This window comes from Kribbella sp. NPDC056951 (assembly GCF_042674205.1).
Classification (GTDB): domain Bacteria; phylum Actinomycetota; class Actinomycetes; order Propionibacteriales; family Kribbellaceae; genus Kribbella; species Kribbella yunnanensis.
This window is the reverse complement of the sequence record NZ_JBHUQZ010000012.1, coordinates 25,107-38,281: the sequence shown is the minus strand read 5'-3', so window position 1 is coordinate 38,281 and position 13,175 is coordinate 25,107. Positions and strand designations below refer to the sequence as shown.

Sequence of the window (13,175 nt, the reverse complement as noted above, 5' to 3'; positions counted from 1 at the left end):
AAGCGATTGCCGAAGGATCGGGTCATGAAACCAGGACAACTTGTCAGGACCACCGCGTGGGGTGTGGTCCTGACCGTCACCGCGGCCGGTCTCGCCGTACTCCCGGCGTCGGCCGCGACACAGTGGACCGACTGCAAGCCGGAGGGCAAGGACGACCCGGCCGTGGTCGAGGGCTCGGAGTGCGCCACCTTGAAGCTCCCCGTCGACTGGCGGAACCCGAGCGGCCCGACCTTCAACCTCGAGATCGCCCGCCGGACGGCGAAACAACCGGCCGAGCGCGTCGGCGTACTGGTGTTCGGTCCGGGCGGCCCGGGTGACTCCGGCGTCGACCGGATCAAGACCGGGATCAGCCGGTTCAGCCCGGAACTGCAGGACCGCTTCGACATCGTCAGCTTCGATCCGCGCGGGATCGCGCGCAGCAACCCGATCAAGTGCACGAGCAGCCTGTACGCCGCGATGCCGTCACCGCTCGTCCGCGACCAGGCCGAGTTCGACGCGCTGATCGACTACAACCGCCGACTCGCCGATGACTGTCGTAAGCACACCGGTCCGCTCTACGACCACGTCGACACGTGGCAGACCGTGCGCGACGTCGACGCGATTCGCCGGGCACTCGGTGAGCGGCAGATCACCTTCCACGGCAGCTCATACGGCACCCCGCTCGGAGCGCAGTACGCCGAGACCTACCCGCAGCGCGTGCGTGCGATGGTCCTGGAGAGCGTGCTCGACCACAGTCTCGCGACGCCACGCCAGTTCCTCGATCCGCAGGCCGCATCGGTCCAGGACTCGTTCGACGAGTTCGTCGACTGGTGCGACCGCACGACGACGTGCGCCCTGCATGGCCAGGACGTCCGCGCCCGCTGGGCCGAGCTCCGGAAGCAATCGGACAACCCGTTCATGGCTTCGTTCGCGGTGTTCCGGATGCTCTACGGCCCGCAGTGGAACGCACTCGCCACCACTCTCCAGAAGGGCGTCATCCCGACCCCGCCACCGCCGACCACAGAACTCGTCGCCAACACCCTCGTCCCGTTCTGCCAGGACTGGAACCTGCGTGTCGGCACCTACCCCGAGTACGCCGGCCTGCTGGCGCGGCTCGCTCGCAACAACCCGGACATGCCGTACCCCGGTCAGTTCATGGCCATCTCGCTCTGCCTGGGCGCCCCCAAGGCGAACAACCCGCAACACCGCCTCGACGTCGACCACCTGAAGACGCCGATCCTGCTCTCCAACGCCCGCCACGACCCAGCCACGGCGTACTCGATGGCTCAGAACGTCCAACGCCAGCTAGGCCGCGACGGCGTCCTGCTCACCTACGAAGGCTGGGGCCACGGCAGCTACAACAAGAGCCCGTGCATGACCGACACCATCGACAACTACCTGATCAACCGCAACGTCCCCAAGCCCGGTACGACGTGCGCCGCCGTACCGCCGGTTGGGTAGTGGATCAGTCGCCGGACAGCAGCTCGCTCCGAAGGTTGTTGAGAAAATCGGAGAACTGCTGTCCGGTGCGAGCCGCCTTCTTCAGTACGGCGAACTGCCTGCGGTACAGCTCGACGTCGTCGGGCCGACTGACAGTCAGGTAGGCGTGGATCGTCTCGACCTGAACGTACGGGTTCTCGTCATCGACGTCTTCGTTCAGCGTGAAGCCGTGCCACGGAATCGCCCGAGTCTCGGCATTCAGTGGCAGCACGCCGATGGAGACATTGCTGAGCGTGGCAAGGCTCGCGATCCGGTCGAGCTGGGCGATCAGCACCTGCTTCGGACCGGGACGCCAGCGCAATGCCGCCTCGGTGAGGATGAATTCGAACGAGTGCCCCTGCTCATACAGGATCTGCTGCCGGTCGATCCGCCGTTGAACAGCAGCCGCATAGTCCTGTGTGCCCGTGAGATCGGACGCAATGAAGACAAGACGCGCGTACTCGGCCGTTTGCAGCAAGCCAGGCACCAGAGCCGACAAGAACGACCGCTGCGTTCTCGCGACAGCCTCCCGCTCCTGGACCCGCTGCTGCATCGCCGCAAAGCTCTCGGCCCGCATGAACTCTGGCCAGCTGTCGGTGTCGTTCAGCGCCGCCTCGGTGGCAGCAACCATCTGCTCGAGTCGGTCGACTGCACCGGCCTGCTCGAGCCACTGGGTCAACTCAGGAACCGAGGCGAGCACATCGCCGCGCTCGATCCTGCTGACCCTGGACTGGCTCAGCCCCGTCCGAAGTGCAAGCTGACGGCCGCTCAGGCCAGCAAGCATGCGCAGACGTCGCAATTCAGCACCGAGACGCTGCCTCGGAGTTCGCGGGGTCCGGTTGTCATCACTCACTCGGGTACGACGTCTGCCTTCCGTTCTGCCAAATAGGTATTCAAGCCCACCGCATGCTGCCGTGCGATGTCGCGCTCTTGCCGGCACCTGTCCAGCACAGCCGGATCAACGGTGTGGTCGAAGCCGACGAAGTGACCGGCCTCGTCATAGTGCATCAGTACGGCGTACGCGTCCGGCGACTCGCTGTCGAACAGCCAGAAGTCCTCGCCGAGCGCGGACAGCGAAGCATCCGCCGCCCGATCCGCGATCCCGATCTGCTCCCCGGCTACCTGATTCTCGACGTACCCAACAAGCTCGTAACGCAGGTACTCCGACAAAGGGTGGTCGACGACATGAACCCGCTCCCAGCGCTTGCCGCCGATAGTCGTCACCGCAATCCGCGCCAGCCACGGAGACGTGCGGACCGACCGCTCCGGCAGTGGATCCCCTCGCCTGAAGGCGGCAAACTCCTCTTCCTCGCCGGAAACGGAGTAGCGCTGCAGATTCTCTAGCCGAAACACCTCAGTCGTGAAGCGATCGAAGTGAGCGTCGAACTCCTCGTAGTTCACGAGTCGCTCCCGGCCTGCACCTTCTGCGCATACTCGATCAGCAGATCTCGTGGCACCAGTACAACGGTCTCGTGCGCCGGCATCCGGCTTAGCTGGCCCAGTGCCTCGGCATCAATGAGCTCCGCTCCCTGAATAGCAACCAAGCCCTCGACGTCGGTGTCGAAAACATTCGGGCAAGAGCCGTCCTTGCAGGACCCCACACGGTGAATGAGTCGCATACCGCCTCCGCTGATTCGAAATGAGTCAGCCTTCACCTTGACACCCACCGGCACAGCGGTCAACCCCTAGTAATCAGCGCTTGACACAGAGCGCACGGCGAGGCACTCTCGACCCTGTGAGTCAGAATGAGTCGGCCGGAAGGAGCTGATGTGAACGCCGACCTCGATCCGGACCGCGTCGTACCTCGTCGGTTCTGGCTCGTTCGCCGGCAGGCCAGGTCCGGCGCCGACGGGATTGTTGCTGAGGGCACCTTGTGGTCGACCGGGTTGGTGGCCCTGCACTGGCCAGGGCGGCCGCCCACAACTGCGCTCTGGGCGTCGCTTGACGAGCTGCTCAGCACCGATCGCCGGATCGCCGTCGAATGGCTCGATGCCTCGAACGACTGGCGGTGTGAGCACATCGAGTGTGTCGAGTACGACGGCGGCGCGATCTGGATCCACTAGACCGGCGAGGCGGGTGCGCCGATCCCTGCATCCGCGCCCGTCTCGCCTATCAGCCAACGCCTCAGACCGCGACGCCGCTGATCTCGAGGACGCGGTAGAGATGGTCGCCGCGGCGGGCTCGGCTCGACAGGGCCGTCAGCTCGCTGCAGGCGGCCTCTAGGGCTTGCGCCTGGGTGCGGCAGTGGTCCAGGTACCAGAACGGGTCGTCCGGCTGCGGATCGTCCGCATCGTCGATGTCGGCGTACCAGTGCGCCTGGCCGTAATGGATGACTTTCACTCGCAGATTCATGACCCCACCCCCGTGGATCTCCCCTGATCCGGTGTCGGAATTCGGCCGGCGCGTGACCGCGGCCCCCCACTGTCACGCGCCGGGCCGAGTTCGACCCTCCCCGACGACTACATCGTGTGGACGCCGGTCTTCGTTACTACAGGTGACCAATAATTTTCAGTGATCGCTCAGTCACGCTCTGTTGAGGTGTTTGCGGGTCCACTTCTCGAGGCCGTCGGTATCGATCGGCAGCGCCTCGGTGAGGATTTCGAGGCGGTCGGAGTGCACCACGACGTTGTCCTCGATCCGGATTCCGATGCCGCGCAGCTCCGGCGGGACGGTCTCGTCGTTCGGGTGGAAGTACAGGCCCGGTTCGACCGCCAGCGCCATACCGGCCTCGATCTCACCGGCGAAGTACGTCTCCGGCCGGGCCGCGTCGCAGTCGTGGACGTCGAGACCGATGTAGTGGCCGGTCCCACAGACGATGAACCGCCGATGCTGCTGGCCGTCCGGCCCGAGCAGTTCGTCCATCGACACGTCGAGCAGACCCCAGTCCCGCAGCCCTTCGGCCAGCACGACCATCGCGGCGTGCTGGAAGGCCCGGTACGGCGCTCCTGCCTTCACAGCATCGAGTGCCGCGAGCTGTGCCTTGTGCACCAGGTCGTGAACCTGCCGCTGAGCCGCGGTGTACTCGCCGGTGGCCGGGAACGTCCGGGTCACGTCAGCCGTGTAGAGCGTGCGGGTCTCGACCCCGGCGTCGAGCAGGATCACGTCGCCTTCGTTCACGGCCCCGTCGTTGCGGACCCAGTGCAGCACCGGCGCATGCTTGCCAGCAGCAACGATCGACGCGTAGCCGACGCCGTTGCCGGCCGTCCGTGCGCGCCGATCGAAGGTGCCTTGCAGCCAACGCTCGCCGCCGCCACGGATGGCCTCCGGCAACTCGCGCGCCACGTCCTCGAACGCGAGCACACTCGCCGCGACCGCGTCCCGCAGCTGGTCGAGCTCCCAGTCGTCCTTGATCCGGCGCAGCTCGGCGATCGACTGGCGCAACGAGTTCCCGTCGTGCGGCGAGGTCTGCACGAGCGCGTCGAGCATCGGGTCGACCCCGGGCACCGAGAGCATGAACGGAACCGCGCCACGCAGCGCCGACGGCAGCTCCTCGATCGGGCGGCAGGCGATCTGCAGCGCGTCCGACCAGTCCTTCAGACCCGGCACCGGGCCGATCCACAGCTCACCGTCGCGCGCATTCGCGAAGAAGTCAGCCTCCTCCGGCCCGGCCGCCTCGCGAAGATAGAGCGTGGCGTCACCATCGGCGGACAGCACCAGTACGGCGCCCTGCGCCTGGCAGCCGGTCAGCCAGACGAAGTCGCTGTCGGCGCGGAAGTCGTAGTCGGTGTCGTTGGAACGCACCGGCGCATGTCCGGCCCCGAGCGCGATCCGGCGCCCAGGCAATGCCGCAGACAGCTTGCGCCGATGTTCGGCGGCCGCTTCGGCCAGCCCCTCCGGCACAGTCACGGAACGGTCCACCGGTCCCCAGCCCCGCGCGATGGACTCGCGGAAACCTTTGGCGTCGATGGGGCGGTAGGACTTGGGCGTCTGATCGGTCCGCTCGTCGCTCATACACTCATCAACTCAGGTCGCACCGGGGGCGCGCAACCCCTTAAGTATCAGCGTGTCCGGAAGGCTTCGAGGATGGCGATTTCGGAGTCGAGGAGGTACTGGTGCAGGGTGGCCGCGGCCTCGTCGTACTGGCGGGCTTCGAGTAGCTCGAAGAGGGTGCGGTTGCGGGCGATGTAGGGCTCGTGCAGCTCGCGCGGTGCCGCGATGACGTGGAAGAGGAGTCGCAACTCCGCGAGCAGCCGACCGGTCATCGCGTCCATCCGCGCGCTGTCGGCCAGGCCGATCAGGTGCTGGTGGAAGCGCATGTTCGCCGTACCGACGGCCGGCCAGCGGTCTGCGAGGGCCGCAGCCTCGGCCGCCTCGACGTCATCGGCCAGCGGTTCGAGCCGTGCGGTCGGCAACTCGGGGTCGCGATCGGCCAGACCGCGTACGACGTCGACCTCGAGCACGCGGCGCAACCGGTACAGGTCGATCACGTCCGCCTCGTCCAGCTCGGGGACGAAGACGCCGCGGTGCAGTTTGTAGATCAGCAGGCCTTCGTGGGTGAGCAGCCGGAACGCCTCGCGCAGCGTGTTCCGGCTGACCTCCAGGACCTCGGTCAGCTCGACCTCGGACAACTGGGCACCGGGCGGGAGTGCGCCCTCGGTGATACTGCGACGGAGGATGTCAGCAGCGCGCTCGGCAGAGCTGCTGCGGTCGAGCCGCGCCACATCGGCGGCCACCGTCCGCAACCATTGCTGCCGGCTTCCGTCGGCCGCACCCGTACTCATGGGCGAATCATAGAACAAACCTCTTGCAGGATTGTTCAACAATCTCTTAAGGTTGCGTATGGACCTGAACGCGGATCTGGGTGAGGGTTTCGGCTCGTGGCCGATGGGTGACGACAGCGCACTGCTCGACGTCGTCACGAGCGCCAACGTGGCCTGCGGCTTCCACGCCGGTGACCCCTCGATCATGCGCCGGGTGACCGGCCAGGCGGTCGAGCGCGGTGTCGCCATCGGCGCCCACGTCGGGTACGCCGACAAGGCCGGCTTCGGACGGCGGTTCGTCGACATCGAGCCGGCCGCGTTGCGCGACGAGATCGTCTACCAGCTCGGCGCGCTGGACGCGTTCGCGCGAATCGCCGGGGACCGTGTCCGCTACGTGAAGCCGCACGGCGCCCTCTACAACACGATCGGCCATCACGAGGCTCAGGCCGCGGCCGTCGTCGGCGCGGTCGCCGACTACGACCGCACGCTCCCAGTCCTCGGCCTGCCCGGATCAGCCTGGCTCCGCCTCGCCGCCGAGGCCGGCCTCACCGTGGTCCACGAGGCCTTCGCAGACCGCGCGTACACACCCGAAGGCACGCTGGTCTCCCGCCGCGAGGCCGGATCAGTGCTGCACGATGCCGACGAGATCGCAGCCCGCTGTACGGCGATGGCGACCGGCCGGCCGATCACCGACCACACCGGCGGTGCGCTGACCGTCGAGGCCGCCTCGATCTGCGTGCACGGCGACACCCCCGGCGCGGTCGACATCGCGCGCCGGGTGCGCACCGCGCTGGAGGACGCCGGCGTCACGCTGAGCCCGTTCGGCCGCTGATGCAGATCCTGCCCGCGGGCGACCGGGCGCTCCTGGTCGAACTCGACGACCTCGACGAGGTGCTCGGCTACTACGCCGCGCTACTGGCTGACCGGCCACCCAACGCCGTCGACATCGTCCCCGCCGCGCGCACCGTGCTCGTCACGACCACCGGCAGTCTGAGCGCGCTGAACCGCCACCTTCTCGAGGTGCAGCCGCTGACCACAGCCCGGAGCTCAGGCGACCTGCTGGAAGTCCCGGTCGTCTACGACGGCGAGGACCTGCAGGACGTGGCCGAGTTGCTCGGATGCACGGCTGCCGAGGTCGTCGAGCGCCATACCGGTGAGGAGTGGACGGTGGCGTTCTGCGGATTCGCCCCCGGCTTCGGCTACCTGACCGGTACGGCGGACTGGAACATCCCGCGCCGTTCGTCACCCCGCACCAAGGTTCCGGTCGGCGCGGTCGCCCTCGCCGGTGAGTTCAGCGGGGTGTACCCGCGGGAGTCGCCCGGTGGCTGGCAACTGATCGGGCGCACCGACCTGAAGATCTTCGACCAGCAACGCGATCCCGCGGCCCTGTTCCACCCCGGCCGTCGGGTCCGCTTCGTCGAGGCGGCCCGCGGATGATCACCGTGCTGGAAACGGGGCCCTTGGCAACGATTCAAGATGCCGGCCGAGTCGGCCAGGCCGCCCTCGGCGTCCCGGCCTCGGGCGCGTGCGACCCCGCGTCGTACGCGCTATCCAACCGGTTGGTTGGTAACCACCCCGGCGCCGCCGCGCTGGAGATCACCTTCGGCGGTCTCGTCCTGCACGCCGACACCGACCTGACGATCGCCATCACCGGCGCCCCGTGCACCGGCGTACCGCTGAATGCGCCGTCCATCGTGCGAGCCGGCTCGGTACTGCGATTCGGCCCGCCGCGATCCGGGCTGCGCACGTACGTCGCGGTTCGCGGCGGGATCGACGTACCGGCTGTGCTCGGTTCTCGCTCGACCGATCTGCTCTCCGGCCTCGGCCCAGAACCCTTGCAGGCTGGCGTCTCGTTGCCGGTCGGCCGCTCGTGCGGTCCCATGCCGGGCGTCGACGTCGCCCCGGTCGCGGACCCTTCCGCCGGGACAGTCGCCGTCCGCGTGACTCCGGGCCCGCGCCGCGACTGGTTCACCGACACCGGCTGGTCGTCGTTCCTGAACCAGACCTATCAGGTCAGCAGCAACAGCAACCGCGTCGGCGTCCGCCTCGACGGCACCCCGCTGGAGCGCTCCCGCGAAGGGGAACTCTCCAGCGAAGGCATGGCCCTCGGCGCGATCCAGATCCCGCCCTCCGGCCTCCCCGTCATCTTCCTCGCCGACCACCCCGTCACCGGCGGCTACCCGGTGATCGCCTACGTCTCGGCGGCGTCCCTGCCGGCCTGCGCTCAACTCCGCCCAGGGCAGCCCGTCCGCTTCACCGCCTGATCAGGACGGCCACTTGTACGTCGGGCAGGCCGGCAGACTCGGCGTGACCTTCACCGACCCCACCTTGGGGTGACTCGGTGTGAACTGGATCGCACAGTTCCTCGCCCGCGGCGGTTCGGTGCTGTCGTAGAGTTTGCGACCGCCCGCGTCGTAGGCCCGGTAGACGAAGTCGGCCAGGTTCGGGTCCTCGTCGTCGTGGTGCGGACCCCAGCCGACCCGGCCGACAGTCGGCGCGAACCAGAACCCGTTCCATAGGTACGCGTCGCGCTCCGGCTGCCCATTCGGCTGCATCGTCACCCGCGCTACCGCTCCGGCGAAGGTGCCCGCGTTGCGCGCCACCCGCCAGACCTCCTCCGACACCTCCGGCTCGACACCGTGCCGGATGCTCGACTCGCTGATCGCCCCGCCCGCGGTCCGGCTGCACAGCCAGTAGCCCTGACCCGGCGGGATGATGGAAGGCTTTCCGTCCTGCCATTCATCCTCCTTCCCCTTGGCGATCAGCCAGGTCGTGACGACGTTCGGGTCCTCCACACCGACAAACTCGAACGCGCGGACCGGCTTGTACCCGCGGAACGGGTTCGGCAGCTGCTTGACCGTGATCCGGTCGGCTTCGGCCCGACACTGCTCCTGCAGCTCCGCGGTGTCCGCCGCCGACAAGTCCCGCACGACCAGCTGGCCTCCGCCGGCGACCGACGTACCGGTGTCGTCCTTCTTGAGCGCCGGTACGGCGACGGCCAGGCCCGCCGCGACCATCAGTACGGCGGCCGCTGCGGCGACCGGGACCAGGACGCGGCGCGGCGTACGGGCTTCCTCGGTCTCGATCGCGGTGAGCAGGTCGGTGCGGAGTTTTTCGTGCTGCCCGAGCGGCATCGACCGGTCGGGACGGCGGTTGAGCAGCTCTCTCATGACAGGTCCTCCAAAGCTTCAGTACCGACGGCGACGCTCAGGTCGCGAAGACGTTTGCGGGCGCGCGACATCCGGGACTTCACGGTGCCGAGCGGGATGTCGAGGGCGACGGCGGCCGCGGCTGCGTCGAGACCCGACCAGAAGCAGAGTTCGACGATCTCGCGCTCGTGTCGCGGCAGTTTGCGCAGCAACGCGCGCAGCCGCTTGGCCTCTCGCTCGTCGTCGATCCGCGCCGCGACCCACTCTGCGTGGTCCGGCTCATTGGCGGCCGGTGCCTGACGCAGGAGATTGAGCCGCCGGAAGTGCTGTTTGCGCCACTCGTTCCGCAGTACGTAGTCGGCTGTCCGCAGCAGCCAGGGCAGGGCCGAGTCGTGGACCAGCACCACCTCGGCCCGGCGCCGCCAGGCGTGCAGGAAGACCAGTGACGTCAGGTCCTCGGCGTCACTCCACGAGGCAATCCGCCGGAACACGAAGTTGTAGACCGCCTTGGCATGCCGGTCGAACAGAGACCCGAACGCCTCCGTCTCCCCCTCGACCGACCGTCGCCAGAGCTCCGCATCGCTCATTGTCCTCGGCAATCCCTCGGGTATCCCAGCCGGCGCTATCGTCACGTCACCACCTCCAGATCGTCCCCCATCGGGGGTTCTCACCGGGTATGTGTCGTGACCGGCCGACTGGGATCCCGCCGGGCTCAGTTCGGGTAGACCGCGATCTCGTCCACGAAGATCCAGTCGGCGGCGATACCTTGCGAGTACTTCTCGTACTCGACCCGCACGTACCGCGCCGTGGTCTGCACCGGGAACCGGAACCACTGCGCCGACGAGACTCCCGCGGAGCCGATCGGCGTCAGCGCATCCGGACTGTTGCCGGCCGAGATCCGCACCGTGTCCGGCGAGTACTTCGTCACCCCATCGAAGTTGTCGTGCACCTCGATCCGCCCGATCGGCTTCGCCGCGCCCAGATCCACGGTCACACTCGCCCGACCCGTCGTACCGACCGGGAAGGTGTAGCCGTAGTTGAAGGTGTCCTCGTGGTGGCCCGCGATCACCCCGTCGGTCGACTCCTTGTCGCCGGTATCCGGGTAGTTGCCGTGCGGAGGCGTGCTCTTCGCGTACGACGCGCCTGCGGCGAGGTTGGCCGGCCCATTACTCGCATAGGCCTCGATCTCGTCGACCAGCATCACCGAGGCGTCGTCCGTGAACGCCTTCGTCAGCGTCACCCGGACATAGCGCGCACTGGTCTCCGGGAAGTCGAACTGGAACCAGATCTTCGACTGATCATTCGGCGTACCGGGCAAGAAGCCCTTCTGCGTCCAGGTCGTCCCATTCGTACTCGTCGCGATCGTCAACCGGTCCGGCCGGTACGCCGGGTATTCCTCGTAAGCGTGCAGCCGAACCTCGTCGATCTTCTGCGCCGACCCGAGATCGAACTGCATGGTGGCAGTCTCTTGCCCCGCTCCGAACCCATACGTCCGCCCGTCGTCATGCGCGTCGGCCAGCACACCGTCGGTCGACTCGAATCCAGTGTCCGGCAGGTTGTTCGGAGTCGGGTTGAGCGTGTAGTTGCGCCCGCCCAACAGGTTCTGCTTCGCCAGCGGGCTCCCGGCAACCTCCAGACTCTTCAGCCCGGACACCCCACTGCCGAACTCGATCCGGACGAACCGCGCCTTCCCGTTGATCCCGGCGAACGCACCGCCACCGCCCTCGTACGCCGTACTCCAGCGGGTGCCGTTGTAGGAAACCTTGACCGTGTAGTCGGCGGCCGGGGTACCGGACCAGTTCAGCCGGATCCCGTCGAGCTGGATCTGCCGCCCGAAGTCCACCTGGAACCACTGGTTGCCCGAGTCAACCGGCTGCCAGCTCGTCGCGTCGCTACCGTCGACCGCCTTCGCGGCCTCGTGCCCGACAGCCGCACTCGACGCGCTCACCGTCTTCCCCGCGGCCAGGTCAGTGGCGAACACTGGCTTGCCGGCTGCGGCGTCCAGCGCAATCTTGCGGATCCGTGCCTGGTAACCCGTGTCCGGACTGTACTTGTCCGCCCTCTGGGTCAGTGCCGTCGCCAGATCCCTTGCCAGCTTGGGATCCGTCTTGCCGAGGATGTTCAGCACCTCGTAGTCCTCGATACCGTCGCGCAGCGACTCGTACCGGATCGACGACTCGATGGTGTTGTTGTCCTTGTCCGGCCAGACGATGTAGTGATCGCCCTTCGGCTCCTCCTTGTCGAGCTCCGCCAGCCAGCCGTTCATCGAGTAGTGCAAGTAGCCGTTGGCGCCGCGCGAATACGCGTACCAAGGGGTCAGCCGCTGGTTGAACTGCGGCTGGTCGATGAAGCGGTTGAGATAGTTGCCGACCGGGATGTTGCAGTTGTAGAAGTACAGATCCTTGCCATCGGCCCGCAAATCGTCGTACGTCTGCTGGTTCTGGTCGTAGTTCAGCAGGTTCGGGATGACGACCGCCATCTCCTGGGAGACACTGGCGGCCACCGGCTCGTGGAAGGCAGCGTCGCCGACCGGAACGTCCGGCCACGTCAGCCGCATCCGGTCCAGGATGCCGCGCCACGCCCGCTCCTCCTCTTCATGGTCATCGCCGATCCCCGGCTCGTCACCCACGTGCATCCAGTACTTCAGGTCGGTGTCCCAGCCCTTGTCCTGCACGTGCTGCTTCAGCGCCGGGATGAACTGGTCGATGAAGTTGTTCGCCTTCTTCGTGTTCCAGTCCACGTAGTTGCGCCTGCCCTTGCCGCCGGTGCCGTCGATGATCTCGACATCACGGATCTCGTTGCTCGGGCCGGGCCAGCCGGAGGTGTCCGCCGATACCCAGAATCCCTCGAGCCGCTTGACCACACCGCGATCGACGAAGAACTTCACCAGCTCGTCGATCCGGCTCCAGTCGAAGGTGTAACGGCCGGTCCCGTTGCTGTTGTCGGTGACGGTCGTGTTGCCGTCCAGCATCAGGTTGACCAGCGGCAGCGTCAACGTGTTCGTCCGGTGCCGCTTCATCTGCACCGCGACCTTCTCCAGCAGGTCCCAGTACTGCGGGCTGTACCGCGGGTAGTCGTACGTCTCCTCGATCGTCTGCCCGTCCGGGCCCCACGAGATCTCGCCGAAGAACGTGTTCCACAAGACGGTTTCGAACGTCTGGTCCGCAGGATCCGGTAGTTGTACGTCGCGGACGTCGACCGACACCGGCACTTCGAGATCACCGTTGCTGGTGGCAACTACCACCTTTCCCGTGTAGACACCGGGCCGGGTCCCCTTCGGTACGGCGGCGGTCACCCAGATCGACAACGCCGTCCGCGGGCCGACACTCGCCGTACGGGCGTTGGACAACGGATCCGGGAAGTCGGCTTCAGCTTTGCGCACCACCGGGTAGACCGGCTGGTTGCCGAACTTCGTGTTCGCGTTGAGATGCTTGTAGGTGACGAAGTTGTACGACAGGTTGGCGGCGGCGATCGTTTGCGAACCGCTGGTGAGGTTGCCGAAGGTCACGCCATCGACGGCGAGCGGGGCGGCCGAGCGCAGGACGATCTGTGCGCTCTCCTCCTCGTTCGCCGCTGTGTCGAGAGCGATCGAGCGGCCGGACTCCTTGCTGGGCAGGGAATCCTGGAAGACACTCGTGCTGGACGGTTCGGTCCAGTAGTCGATGCCGGGCGCGGCCTGGACGGCCTTGGGCGGCGTACTGGCTTGGGCATTCGGAGCGAACGCCAGGGCAGCCACCACGGCAGCTATGGCGAGACGGCGGACGGACGGCATGGCGAGGTCCTCTCGGGGGCGGCCACGTTTCTGCCGACCACGATCTACGGGTACCGCCGAAATGGTCCAGCAACCGGGGTAGACCATTCGACCCAG

The 13,175-nt window shown here is 67.2% G+C and carries 14 protein-coding genes; 5 read left to right on the top strand and 9 right to left on the bottom strand.

Features of this window, described 5'->3' with window-relative positions; translation table 11 throughout:
* The first annotated feature begins 24 nt into the window (after positions 1–24).
* Positions 25–1,440 carry an alpha/beta fold hydrolase gene (locus tag ACFTSF_RS33370; RefSeq protein ID WP_380158586.1) on the top strand — a complete coding sequence of 472 codons (1,416 nt, stop codon included), beginning with the start codon at positions 25–27 and terminating at the stop codon, positions 1,438–1,440.
* A 4-nt stretch (positions 1,441–1,444) separates the two neighbouring features.
* Here ACFTSF_RS33370 and ACFTSF_RS33365 read toward each other — a convergent pair whose 3' ends face one another.
* From ACFTSF_RS33365 to ACFTSF_RS33355, 3 genes are read right to left on the bottom strand one after another with little or no spacing between them, the layout of a single operon-like run.
* On the bottom strand, positions 1,445–2,311 hold the full coding sequence (locus tag ACFTSF_RS33365; protein WP_380158584.1) for a helix-turn-helix domain-containing protein: 867 nt from the start codon (positions 2,309–2,311) through the stop codon (positions 1,445–1,447).
* Positions 2,308–2,859 (bottom strand): DUF6879 family protein, encoded by a 552-nt coding sequence (locus ACFTSF_RS33360; protein WP_380158582.1) that lies wholly within the window; start codon positions 2,857–2,859, stop codon positions 2,308–2,310. The genes ACFTSF_RS33365 and ACFTSF_RS33360 overlap by 4 nt, the downstream gene beginning before the upstream one ends.
* Positions 2,856–3,077, bottom strand: a complete 222-nt coding sequence (locus ACFTSF_RS33355) for a hypothetical protein (protein ID WP_380158580.1) — start codon at positions 3,075–3,077, stop codon at positions 2,856–2,858. The genes ACFTSF_RS33360 and ACFTSF_RS33355 overlap by 4 nt, the downstream gene beginning before the upstream one ends.
* Before the next feature lie 150 nt (positions 3,078–3,227).
* Here ACFTSF_RS33355 and ACFTSF_RS33350 point away from each other — a divergent pair, with 150 nt between their 5' ends.
* Positions 3,228–3,521: a hypothetical protein gene (locus ACFTSF_RS33350; RefSeq protein WP_380158578.1), complete on the top strand. Its 294-nt coding sequence runs from the start codon at positions 3,228–3,230 to the stop codon at positions 3,519–3,521.
* 61 nt (positions 3,522–3,582) lie between these two features.
* Here ACFTSF_RS33350 and ACFTSF_RS33345 read toward each other — a convergent pair whose 3' ends face one another.
* From ACFTSF_RS33345 to ACFTSF_RS33335, 3 genes are all read right to left on the bottom strand, one after another.
* Entirely contained in the window at positions 3,583–3,810 is a 228-nt protein-coding gene (locus ACFTSF_RS33345; protein ID WP_380158576.1) for a hypothetical protein, read from the bottom strand.
* A gap of 171 nt (positions 3,811–3,981) precedes the next feature.
* On the bottom strand, positions 3,982–5,409 hold the full coding sequence (locus ACFTSF_RS33340) for an aminopeptidase P family protein (protein ID WP_380158575.1): 1,428 nt from the start codon (positions 5,407–5,409) through the stop codon (positions 3,982–3,984).
* A 47-nt stretch (positions 5,410–5,456) separates the two neighbouring features.
* Positions 5,457–6,179, bottom strand: a complete 723-nt coding sequence (locus ACFTSF_RS33335) for a GntR family transcriptional regulator (protein ID WP_380158573.1) — start codon at positions 6,177–6,179, stop codon at positions 5,457–5,459.
* Between the two features lie 58 nt (positions 6,180–6,237).
* Here ACFTSF_RS33335 and ACFTSF_RS33330 point away from each other — a divergent pair, with 58 nt between their 5' ends.
* The 3 genes from ACFTSF_RS33330 to ACFTSF_RS33320 are packed head-to-tail and all read left to right on the top strand — an operon-like array spanning position 6,238 to position 8,422.
* Positions 6,238–6,990 carry a LamB/YcsF family protein gene (locus ACFTSF_RS33330; protein ID WP_380158571.1) on the top strand — a complete coding sequence of 251 codons (753 nt, stop codon included), beginning with the start codon at positions 6,238–6,240 and terminating at the stop codon, positions 6,988–6,990.
* Entirely contained in the window at positions 6,990–7,595 is a 606-nt protein-coding gene (locus tag ACFTSF_RS33325; protein WP_380158569.1) for an allophanate hydrolase subunit 1, read from the top strand. The genes ACFTSF_RS33330 and ACFTSF_RS33325 overlap by 1 nt, the downstream gene beginning before the upstream one ends.
* On the top strand, positions 7,592–8,422 hold the full coding sequence (locus ACFTSF_RS33320; RefSeq protein WP_380158567.1) for a biotin-dependent carboxyltransferase family protein: 831 nt from the start codon (positions 7,592–7,594) through the stop codon (positions 8,420–8,422). Before ACFTSF_RS33325 ends, ACFTSF_RS33320 begins: the two co-directional genes overlap by 4 nt.
* On the opposite strand, the gene ACFTSF_RS33315 is transcribed toward ACFTSF_RS33320, so the two are convergent.
* The 3 genes from ACFTSF_RS33315 to ACFTSF_RS33305 all read right to left on the bottom strand — a co-directional run bounded on the left by ACFTSF_RS33315 (position 8,423) and on the right by ACFTSF_RS33305 (position 13,079).
* Positions 8,423–9,328, bottom strand: a complete 906-nt coding sequence (locus tag ACFTSF_RS33315; RefSeq protein WP_380158565.1) for a hypothetical protein — start codon at positions 9,326–9,328, stop codon at positions 8,423–8,425.
* Positions 9,325–9,894: an RNA polymerase sigma factor gene (locus tag ACFTSF_RS33310; protein WP_344149773.1), complete on the bottom strand. Its 570-nt coding sequence runs from the start codon at positions 9,892–9,894 to the stop codon at positions 9,325–9,327. Before ACFTSF_RS33310 ends, ACFTSF_RS33315 begins: the two co-directional genes overlap by 4 nt.
* Before the next feature lie 125 nt (positions 9,895–10,019).
* Positions 10,020–13,079 carry a glycoside hydrolase domain-containing protein gene (locus tag ACFTSF_RS33305; protein WP_380158563.1) on the bottom strand — a complete coding sequence of 1,020 codons (3,060 nt, stop codon included), beginning with the start codon at positions 13,077–13,079 and terminating at the stop codon, positions 10,020–10,022.
* Between the last annotated feature and the right edge of the window lie 96 nt (positions 13,080–13,175).